General features: G+C 67.7%; 7 protein-coding genes, 1 pseudogene and 1 riboswitch. Of the genes and pseudogenes, 5 read left to right on the top strand and 3 right to left on the bottom strand.

Features of this window, described 5'->3' with window-relative positions; genetic code table 11:
- The 3 genes from FVW20_RS00150 to FVW20_RS00140 all read left to right on the top strand — a co-directional run.
- Window positions 1–504 (top strand): FCD domain-containing protein (locus FVW20_RS00150; RefSeq protein ID WP_196607768.1); only part of this gene is annotated, 504 nt, incomplete at its 5' end.
- 103 nt (window positions 505–607) lie between these two features.
- The gene (locus FVW20_RS00145; RefSeq protein WP_196607767.1) at window positions 608–1,825 is read left to right on the top strand and encodes an ABC transporter substrate-binding protein; all 1,218 of its coding nucleotides are present in this window, start codon (window positions 608–610) and stop codon (window positions 1,823–1,825) included.
- 252 nt (window positions 1,826–2,077) lie between these two features.
- Entirely contained in the window at window positions 2,078–4,474 is a 2,397-nt protein-coding gene (locus FVW20_RS00140; protein ID WP_231038734.1) for a GGDEF domain-containing protein, read from the top strand.
- On the opposite strand, the gene FVW20_RS00135 is transcribed toward FVW20_RS00140, so the two are convergent.
- Both FVW20_RS00135 and FVW20_RS00130 read right to left on the bottom strand, forming a co-directional pair.
- Window positions 4,461–4,820 carry a DMT family protein gene (locus FVW20_RS00135; protein ID WP_196607766.1) on the bottom strand — a complete coding sequence of 120 codons (360 nt, stop codon included), beginning with the start codon at window positions 4,818–4,820 and terminating at the stop codon, window positions 4,461–4,463. The genes FVW20_RS00140 and FVW20_RS00135 overlap by 14 nt on opposite strands.
- Before the next feature lie 408 nt (window positions 4,821–5,228).
- Window positions 5,229–6,056, bottom strand: a complete 828-nt coding sequence (locus FVW20_RS00130; RefSeq protein ID WP_196607765.1) for a flagellin — start codon at window positions 6,054–6,056, stop codon at window positions 5,229–5,231.
- Between the two features lie 325 nt (window positions 6,057–6,381).
- Window positions 6,382–6,603: riboswitch (cobalamin riboswitch) on the top strand.
- 169 nt (window positions 6,604–6,772) lie between these two features.
- Here FVW20_RS00130 and FVW20_RS00125 point away from each other — a divergent pair.
- Window positions 6,773–8,887, top strand: coding sequence for a ribonucleoside triphosphate reductase (locus FVW20_RS00125; protein ID WP_196607764.1), 2,115 nt, complete (start codon window positions 6,773–6,775; stop codon window positions 8,885–8,887).
- A 155-nt stretch (window positions 8,888–9,042) separates the two neighbouring features.
- A complete protein-coding gene (locus FVW20_RS20090) occupies window positions 9,043–9,384 on the top strand; it encodes a hypothetical protein (protein ID WP_196607763.1) in 342 nt (113 codons plus the stop codon).
- A 427-nt stretch (window positions 9,385–9,811) separates the two neighbouring features.
- Here FVW20_RS20090 and FVW20_RS00115 read toward each other — a convergent pair.
- Window positions 9,812–10,217 (bottom strand): annotated as a pseudogene (locus tag FVW20_RS00115) (hypothetical protein); the annotation flags it as partial.

Genomic DNA, 10,217 nt, shown 5'->3' with positions numbered 1-10,217 from the left:
GAGGCCCGCGTGGCCGCGCTGGCGGCGCGCCGGGCTGCGCCGGAACAGGTGGAGGCCCTGCGCGCCAACCTGACGGCCTTTCGAGAGGCGGCGGCCAGGGACGACGTGGTCCGGCTGGCCGAACTGAACACCGAATTCCACCTGCTGCTGCGGGCTGCGGGCGGCTCCATGCTGCTGGCCCGCCTGCTGGACGAGATCGAAGGGGTGGTGGAACGCATCATCCGCGCGCTGGTGCCCCTGCGCGAGGCCGGGGAATGGTCGGACGAGGACCACGCCCGCATCGTGAACGCCGTGGTGGCGGGCGATGCCGAGGGCGCCGCCGAGGCCATGCGTATCCACGTGCTGCACGGCGGCGATGCGGTGCTGGACACCCTGCGTCAGCCTGATGGCGAGCCCGATGGCGCAAAGGATGGTGGGGCCGCAGGTGAATCCGATGCCGCTGGCACCCCCGCTGCCGCGCTGGCTGGCCGTCCGTCCGGCAAGGCCGCGCCGAAGAAACCATGAACCTTTCGCACCGCTCCGGTGCCGTGGCGTTTCGCGGCACCGGCACGGCGCGCAACCACGCCCCATGCGCCGCCCCATGCGCCGTGTGGGAGAGGAGATACGCATGAACTTCGCATCCATGGTACGCGCGGCATGCCGATTGGGCGTGGCCGCATTGGCAGTTCCGGCGCTGCTGCTGGGCGCGGGCCTGCCCGCCCCCACCGCGCAGGCCGCCGATCCGGTGAAGATCGGCGCGTTCTTCGCCCTCTCCGGTCCCACCGCGCCCGTGGGCACCCCCACCAAGCTGGTGGCCCAGATGTTCGTCGACAAGGTGAACAAGGAAGGCGGCATCAACGGCAGGCCCATCGAACTGGTGCTGGGCGACACCGAGGGCGACCCCACCAAGGCGGTGCTGACCTTCAAGCGTTTTGTCAGTGAAGAAAAGGTGGTTGCCGTCATCGGCCCCACCCGCACCGACGAAGGCATGGCCGTGAAGCGCCAGATCGAATCCTCCGGCATTCCCACGGTGATGACCGTGGGCGGCGACCCGGTGATCATGGAAGGCAAGCTGGGCAACATGGATTTCGGCACGGCCCGGTCGGTCTTCAAGTCGCCCCAGCGGTCATCCACTGCGGTGCGCAAGGTTCTGGGGTATCTGAAGAAGCACGACCTGACCAAAGTGGCCCTGCTGCTTTCGGGCGACAACTTCGGGCAGGACGGCGAACGCTGGCTGCGCTCGCTGGCCCCGGAGTACGGCATCGAGATCGTGGGCTCCGAGCAGTTCAAGCCCACCGACGTGGACATGAAGACCCAGCTTACCGCGCTGGCGGGCAAGGGTCCGCAGGCGGTGATCTGCTGGACCATCGGCCCCGCCGGGGCGCTCGTGTCCAAGAACCACCACGCCCTTGGCCTGACCATGCCCCTGCTGCAATGCCACGGCCTGCCCGACCCGGCCTACATCAAGCTGGCGGGCGAGGCGTCCGAGGGCGACCTGATGCCCGCAACCAAGCTGATGACCTGGGAAGCCCTGCCCGACAGCGACCCGCAGAAGAAGGTCATCGCCGAGTTCGTGCGCCTGTACCGCGACGAGTACAGGTACGACGCGCAGTACCCCATCAACACCCATTCCGGCTACGCATGGGACGCCCTGCTGCTGCTGGTGGAGGCCATGCGCAAGGTGGGCACGGAACCGGCCAGGGTGCGCGACGCGCTGGAGGCCACCAAGGGCCTGGTGGGCGTGAGCGGCGTGTTCACCCTTGGCCCGCAGGACCACAACGGCCTTGGCGAGGATTCCATGGTCATGCTGCAGGTCAAGGGCGGCAAGTTCGTGACGGTGGAATAGGGGCAGTCGCTGTTGCGGCGTGCACCAGAGTGCGACACCACGGCGCGCGGGAGTGCCGGGCCTTCCCGCGCGCTTTTTTGCCTGGGCGCCCTTTCATGGTCGTGCCGTCCGGCGGTATCCTTGAAAACCGGCCCGTTGCCCGGCAATTGCCGGCCCGTTGCAGGAGCAAACGCCCGACTGGAGCCGTTCTAACGGGTTGCGCATCCCGTTTGGAGAGGTCATAGGATGTCCAGACCACAGGGAGGGCGGCACATGGCGCGTGGCATCAGGAGGCGGGGGGGGCAGGCATCCGGCCCGTCGGCAACGGCGGATGCCGGGGCGGACCGGCGCGGCAAGGGGCGGAGCACCCGACCCGGGCAGCATGCTTCGCACGGTGTCCCGTCCGATTCCCCAGATTTGCCTGATGCTTCCGGCGCCCCCAAGGCGTTCACCGCCTCCGATTCCTCCATTCCCCCTGAATTTTCCGTACCTCCCGACGCTTCGAGCGTGCCGCTTTTCGTGGCGTCCTCCGGCGTGTCCGGCATCGGGCCGTCCGGCGCGGGGACCGGGGTTCATGCCTGCGACCCTCCGGCGTCGCTGTCCTTCGGCGTATCGCTGTACGAGCAGCTGTTCCGGTACCATTCGGCGGTGATGCTGCTGGTGGACGCGGAAACGGGTTGCATCATCGAGGGCAATCCGGCGGCCTCCGTCTTCTACGGCTACCCGGATGGGGCGTTGTGCGGCGTGTCCATCAACGACATCGCCAACCTGGGACCCGAGGAACAGGCGCGGCGGCTGGCCGAACTGCGCGAGGGACGGCTGACGTATTTCACCTCGCGCCATCGCCTGGCCTCTGGCGAGGTGCGCGACGTCGAAGTGCATTCCGTGCCGGTGCGGCTGTTCGAACGCACCCTGCTGTACACCATCATCCACGACATCACCGACCGCGTCCGCGCCGAGGAAGCCCTGCGCCGCAGTGAACAGCACCTGGAAATGGTCATGGACGGGGCGGGCATCGGCAGTTTCAGCTGGCATGTGCTCACCGACGAGGTGGGCTGCGACACCCGCTGGGGCGGTGTGCTGGGGCTTGGCCGGGTGGAATGCGCGCCCATGATGGAATCGTGGCGCAGCCTGGTGCATCCGGACGACCTGCCGGGGCTGGAAAGGGCGCGGCGGCGGCATCTGTCCGGGGTGACCCTTCGTTACGAGGCGGAATACCGCGCACAGGGAGCGGACGGAGCGTGGCGCTGGATTCAGGAAACCGGTCGGGTGGTGGAACGCGGCGGCGACGGCCTGCCCCTGCGGGTGGCGGGCATCGTGCGCGACGTGTCCATCCGGCGGCGGGCGGAAGAGGACCGGCGGCGGCTGTTCAACCTGTCGCCGGACCTGATGTGCGTGGGCGGCATGGACGGGTACTTCCGCGAACTGAACCCCGCCTGGCAGGAGGTGCTGGGCTGGTCCAAGGAGGAATTGCTGGACCGTCCGTGGGCGGCGCTGGTGCACCCCGACGACCGCGCCGCCACCATGCAGGGCCTGGACACGTTGCGCGAGCGCGGCGTGATCACCAACGTGGAGAACCGCTACCTGTGCCGCGACGGCACGTGGCGCTGGATATCCTGGAATTCCGCCTTCGTGCCCGAACAGGGGCTGATCTACGGCGTGGGGCGTGACGTCACGGCGCTGCGGCGCATGGTGGAAGAGTTGCGCACAAGCGAGGCGCGCCTGCGGGCCATGGCGGCCACGGTGCCGGGGGTGGTGCTGCAATGGCGCGAGGTGCCCGGCGACCGGCGGTTCACCTACGTCAGCCCGCGCAGCCAAGAGATACTGGGCCTGCCCCCCGAGCGGCTGTTGCAGGACTGGCGTGCCCTGCCGGTGCATCCGGCGGACCGTTCGGTATGGGAGCTTTCGCTGCGCGACGCGGCGGAACGCCGCGGGGACTGGATGTTCGAAGGGCGGCTGGTACTGCCCGGCGGCGAGATGCGCTGGTGGCGGGGTGAGGCCAGGTCCGTGGATGCCGGGCAATCCGGCGCGGCGGCCTTGTGCGGGGAACCCGGCATCGTCTACTGCGGCATCATTACCGATACCACGGAGCACCGCGAGGCGCAGGAAAGACTGCGCCAACTGGCCACCACCGACGGACTGACCGGGCTGGCCAACCGCAGGCGGTTTCTGGAGGCGCTGGAGCACGAGGTGCAGCGCCACCGTCGTTACGGCACCCCCCTGGCCCTGATCTCCATCGATGTGGACCGCTTCAAGCGGGTCAACGACACCTGGGGCCATGCCGTGGGCGACGAAGTGCTGCGTTCGCTGGCCGCCATCTGCCGGACAGAGGTGCGCGACGTGGACACCGTGGGGCGCATGGGCGGCGAGGAGTTCGCCGTGCTGTTGCCGGATACCGCCCCGGAAGAAGCCATGGCCGTGGCGGAGCGGTTGCGGGCGGCCGTGGATGCCGCGCCGCTGCGGACCACCGCCGGACCGCTTGCCGTCACCCTGAGCCTGGGCGTGTCCGCAAGTCCCCCGTGCGACGGGGCCGATACGCTGCTGCGCGAGGCGGACAGGGCGCTCTACCGGGCCAAGGCGGGCGGTCGCAACCGGGTGGAGCGGGCGTTTGCCCTTGCCGGGGCCTGCGGAACGGGCGACGACGCCGACACCCTGCTCACCATTCCTTGAAGATGAAGAACGTGGCTGCCACGATCAGGCAGAACCCCACGAGATAGTTCCATTTCAGCGGCTCGCCAAGGTAGAGCACCGAGAAGACCAGAAACACGGAGAGCGAAATGATCTCCTGGATGGTCTTCAGTTCCGTTGCGTTGAAATGACCGTAACCCGCGCGGTTGGCGGGCACCTGAAGGCAGTATTCGAAGAAGGCTATGCCCCAACTCGCCATGATGGCCACCATGAGCGGGCTGGCCTTGAACTTCAGGTGGCCGTACCAGGCGAAGGTCATGAACACGTTGGAAAGCAGCAGCAGGCCGACGGTGACCACGGGTACGGGCAGGGCGAAGGGAGCGGACATTGGAAGGCTCCGGTTTGTGGTGCGCCGCGGGAAGAGGGCGGCTGGTCGCGACGGGTGGGGACACTGCGCGATGGGGCAAACGGGCGTAACGGGAGCATGCGGGGGAGTGCGCCCGCGTGGCCGCAGCCTTTTCGCATGGTGTGCGGCGGGTGGCAAGATGCCCGGCACGGGCCGCCGCGGCAGTGGGCGGGCGGGCTGCCGCCTGTCTGCGGTGGGCGGATGCGGTGACATTGCAACGATGCGGGGCCGCCGACCGGTGAAGGTCGGCGGCCCTGTCCGTCGTCAACATGCGCCGCCGCGTGCCGCCGCGTGCTGCCGCATGTCGTCATGCATGAGGAGTGGGCGGCGCGTTCCGGCTGCGATGGATGGTGCCAGCGTGATGGGGAACTGGGGGCGGCGCGTCGTCCCTCAGGCCTCTTCGTCGGTGATGGTGCCTGTCTCGCGCAGCAACAGGTCCAGCACCAGTTCCTCCAGCGAGCGGCTTTCGTTGGCCTTGGCGCGTGTCTCGGCGGCGGTGTCCATGATGTCGGCCTGCGAGGCCAGCGAAGATGCCTGGCTGTCCAGTATGGTGGAGCGCGAGGCATAGTTGGAGGCCACGGTGTTCACGGTGGTGATGTGGCCGGAGAGGGTGGTGACCATGGCGGCGGCCTTGGCCACCGTGTTGATCTGGGTGCTGGTGAAGGCGTTCTTGAACGACGAGAAGTCGTACAGGGCCAGGCTGAAACTGCTGGTGCCGGACTGTATCTCGATGGTGCCCGAGCCGCCGGATACGGTGACCCGGTCGTCGGCTGCCCAGGCCGTGCCGTCCTGCAGGGCGATGCCGTTGTACGAGGCGGAGGCGATGGTCTGGGTTATCTGCGAGGCCAGCGAATTGTACTCCGCCTGCACAGAGGCGTAGGTCATGGTGCCGGTGGCCACGCCGTTGGCCAGTTCCTTCATGCGGGTGAAGGCGGTCTGGAGAGTGGTGGTGGCCGTGTTGGCCAGGTCCACGATGGATTTGGCCTCGGACACGTTGTTCGAGGCCTGGCGCAGCATGCCCGCATCGGCACGCAGCCTGCCGGTGAGGGCGGCGGCGGTGGGGTCCGTGACCCTGCGCGACTGGCTTTCGGTCAGCAGCATGTCGCGCAGCGACTTGCCGACGGACCCGCCCATGAACAGCGAATTGGTCAGCATGTCCTGCTGCAGCAGTTGCAGCGAATATTCCACCAGCATGGTGTTCAGCGACTTGTCGGTCACGTCCGCTCCCCGGCGGGTGAATGCACCACGCCGCATGCGTTGTATCGGCCATTTTTCCGCAAACTTTAGGCAAGCCGTTTCGCTGGTCGTCGTTTCGTGCGCTGGCGCACTTTCGGGTGGGCAGGCGGGGCGGGCTGGGGGGCAACCTGTGTGGGCCGCTTTTTTTTCGCCCAGGGGCGGCAAGGGCTGCGGGGCACATCGGGGTCTTTTGAAGCGGCTGCCGGCAAGCTTGCCGGTTGAACCCGGCACCCCGTTTTGCTACATGCTGGGGGTATTGGCGGTGCGCGCCGCAAGGCCACGCCGCCCCCACGAATAACAACCACGAAGATTTCCAAGGATCTCCGGCAAAGGGAATCCGGTGCGACACCGGAGCGGTCCCGCCGCTGTGATCCCCGCGCGCACGGCGCGCAACGTCCGCCCCGGCACGGGTATGAAGCTCGCTCTTCGTCCCGCCGCCGAGCGCCACTGGCACCGGGTTCCGCCCGCGCCGGGAAGGCGGGCCGGACGGGGGAAAGCCAGAAGACCTGGCCGGAGCGCTTCTTGCCGCCACGGGCACGCGGATGCCCGCAACGGACTCAAGAAGATTCACGGAACACGCCGCGCGCCGGGGGACGTTACCGACGTACCCCCGCGACGCGCCCTACCACGGGCGGCCCGCCGCCGTGCGCCTTTGGCGCGCGGATTTCCGTCGGCCAGCCGTCCGGGAGCCATTGCCCATGCCCCAACATATTCGCAAGCGCGACGGTCGCGTGGAGACCTGGTCCGTGGACCGGGTGGGCCATGCCATCAACAAGGCCCTGAAGGCCAGCGGCATCAAGGATCCCCTGCTGGGCAAACGCCTGGCGCAGCGGGTGGAGGCCAAACTCGACGGCGTGGACATGCCCGAGCAGGAGCAGGTGCAGGATCTTGTCCAGCGCGTGCTGATGGAAGCCCGCCTGTACGCCGTGGCCGAGCGGTACATCATCTACCGCGAAAAGCGCCGCGAAATGCGCAGCCAGAACGAGGCCTACCTTGACGTGGCCCGGATGATCGAAAGCTACCTCGACCGGTCGGACTGGCGCGTCAACGAAAACTCCAACATGGGGCATTCGTTCCAGGGGCTGATCCTGCACATGGCGGGCTCTGTGCAGGCGCGCTACGTGCTGGAAAAGTACCCCGAGGAAATCCGCCTGGCCCACACCCACGGCTATTTCCACATCCATGACCTGTCCTTCGGCCTGGCGGGGTACTGCGCGGGCTGGAGCCTGCGCGACCTGTTGCTGGAAGGCTTCAACCTGAAGGGCCGCTGCTGCGCGTCCCCGGCGCGCCACTTCGACGCGGCCTGCGGGCAGATCGTCAACTTTCTGGGTACGCTGCAAAACGAATGGGCGGGCGCGCAGGCGTTCAACAACATCGACACCTATCTTGCCCCGTTCATCCGCCATGACAAGCTGACCTACGACGAGGTCAAGCAGGGCGTGCAGAAGCTGGTGTACAACCTGAACACCACCTCGCGCTGGGGCGGGCAGAGCCCGTTCACCAACTTTACCCTGGACATGGCCCCGCCCCGGCACATCGCCAATGAACCGGTGATCATCGGCGGGCAGTTCCAGGATTCCACCTACGGCGATTACGCCGCAGAGATGGACATGTTCAACCGGGCGTTCATAGAGGTGATGCTGGAAGGCGACGCCGACGGGCGCATCTTCTCCTTCCCCATCCCCACCTACAACGTCACCCCCGACTTTCCGTGGGACACCGACACCGGCAAGATGCTGCTGCGCATGACGGCCAAGTACGGCGCGCCCTACTTCCAGAACTTTATCAACTCGGACCTCAACCCCGAGGACGTGCGCTCCATGTGCTGCCGCCTGCAGATGGACCTGCGCGAGATCCGCAAGCGCACCGGCGGCCTGTTCGGCTCGGGCGACCTTACCGGCTCCATCGGCGTGGTCACCCTGAACCTGCCCAAGTTCGCGTACCTGGCCCAGGGCGAGGAAGATTTCCTCGACATGATCACCGAGTACGCGGAAATGGCCCGCGACGCCCTGGAATACAAGCGCAAGCTGTGCACCCAGATGCTGGAGGCGGGCATGTTCCCGTTCTCTCGCCGCTACCTCAAGAACGGCTACGCGGGGCACTTCTCCACCATCGGGCTCATCGGCGGGCACGAAGCCTGCCTGAACCTCTTGGGCAAGGGCATCGAGACCGAGGCCGGGCTGCGCCTGATGAAGCGCGTGCTGCACCACCTGCGCGAACTCACCGTGCGCTTCCAGGAAGAGACCGGGCACATGTACAACCTTGAAGCCACGCCCGGCGAAGGCACCTGCTACCGCCTTGCGCGCATCGACCGCGCCCTGTACGAAGACATTGCGACCTCCGGCGGGGACACGCCCTACTACACCAACTCCACCCTGCTGCCCGTGGGCTTCACCGAAGACGTGTTCGCCGCGCTGGAACACCAGAACGAGTTGCAGACCCTGTACAACGGGGGCACGGTGTTCCACTCCTTCCTCGGCGAGGCCGCGCCCGACGAGGCATCGGTGAAGAACTACCTGCTGAAGGCCATGCAGAAGACGCGCATCCCGTACATCTCGGTCACGCCCACCTTCTCGGTGTGCCAGACCCACGGCTACCTGCGCGGCGAGCACATGAACTGCCCCGAGTGCGGCGAAGAGGCGGAAGTGTACACCCGCGTGGTGGGTTACTACCGCCCGGTGAGCCGCTGGAACCTCGGCAAGCAGCAGGAATACAAGGAGCGCGTGGAGTACGGCATGGGCTCGTTCTGCGATTGCGGCGCGCCCGCCACCGAAGTGGACCTGAAGCTGCCGGAACCCGCCACGGCGGAATAGCACGAGATGACCGGTGCCGCGCGGCGCCCCCTCTGGGCGGGCGTCGCGCGGTGTCTTGCCCCGAGCATGCCCCGAGCATGCCTTGGTCATGCACGGCCATGCCCTGCCAGGACTGACCCGAACCCGGAACCGCCCCCGGTTCCACCCGTGACCCCGTGATCCTGAACGCCACCCAGCTTGAAGCCATCCGCCAGCGCAACGACGAGGAACTGCGTCGGGGCGCGCACGCCACGCCGGGCTACCCGGCACACACCGTGCGCGACCTGTTGCAGACCGTGGAGGCGCTGAAGAAGGAAAAGAAGAAGTGGCAACGCCTGGCCCAGGAACGCGGTCAGGCCCTGGATACGGTGCGCGAGGTGCTGGACGCGGTGCGTCCCGCCGATGGGCGCAACGGCAACGGGCATGGCGGACCGGGAACCCGTGACCGCGATGCCGAACCCGACGCCCGGCAGCCCCTGGTGGGACCGGACGGCGGTGATGCCCCCCTGCGCGAGTGATCCGCACGGGCTGTTCACGCCTGTTGCCGTCACGCCCCCCGTTGCCGTCACCCCCCTGTTGCCGTCAGGCGCACGTGGATGAAGAACGGACCGCCCGGCATGCCCAGCGCATGCCGGGCGGTTTTGTGTTGGGGAGTCGGCAGGGATGGGGCGTGCCGGCAATGTGCGAATGCCCTTGCGGACAGAGGCGGCAGGGCGCAGGCAACTCAGTCGCGGCCGGGGGGCCGGAAAGGGAGCGTGATACGACGCGGGCGGGAAGGCGGCAGGATGGCTGCACGGCCCGGAAATGCAGACGGTCGCCAAGAGGCGGCCGGGAAGCGTCTGGGCAATGGAAGCGTCTGGGCAGTGGAGGAGCCTGGGCAGTGGAGGAGCCATGGGACGCAGGGCATGGAGCGGCAAGGCCCGCCTGACATGCCCCGCTGGCGGGCTACTTTTCGGGCGCAGGCACGGGGAACTGCTCGCGGTATATGATCCGGCCTTCTGCCTCCAGTTCCACCACCAGGGTCTGCACGTCGGTGGGCGCCACCCCTTCGGGCAGCGGCGCGGACGTCACCATCTTCTTGAAACGGGAAATCTGGAAGCGAATGGTGTCGGGGTCCGCCTTCAGGGGCTGGATGTGCCCGTCGGCAGCCTGCACGGACAGTACGGCCTGGCCGGTCAGTTGTTTCTTGGGGTCGGGGTTGGTCAGGTCGAAATTGATGCGCAGCCGCTTGCCCGATCCGTGGCGCACGGTCACGTTGTCCACGCGCGCCTCGCCGGTGCTGAGGGCCTCGCGCGCTTCACCGGGTGAGTCGGCCACGGCGGCGGCAACGGCCTGGCTGGCCGCGTCGGGC

Source organism: Nitratidesulfovibrio oxamicus, assembly GCF_015731765.1.
Taxonomy (GTDB): domain Bacteria; phylum Desulfobacterota; class Desulfovibrionia; order Desulfovibrionales; family Desulfovibrionaceae; genus Cupidesulfovibrio; species Cupidesulfovibrio oxamicus.
Note: the sequence above shows the minus strand (reverse complement) of the source record. Positions and strands in the feature narration are given on the sequence as shown.

Coding starts and splice junctions, on each gene's coding strand:
- FVW20_RS00145 (WP_196607767.1), top strand. CDS start 608: ATGAACTTCGCATCCATGGTACGCGCGGCATGCCGATTGGGCGTGGCC.
- FVW20_RS00140 (WP_231038734.1), top strand. CDS start 2,078: ATGGCGCGTGGCATCAGGAGGCGGGGGGGGCAGGCATCCGGCCCGTCG.
- FVW20_RS00135 (WP_196607766.1), bottom strand. CDS start 4,820: ATGTCCGCTCCCTTCGCCCTGCCCGTACCCGTGGTCACCGTCGGCCTG.
- FVW20_RS00125 (WP_196607764.1), top strand. CDS start 6,773: ATGCCCCAACATATTCGCAAGCGCGACGGTCGCGTGGAGACCTGGTCC.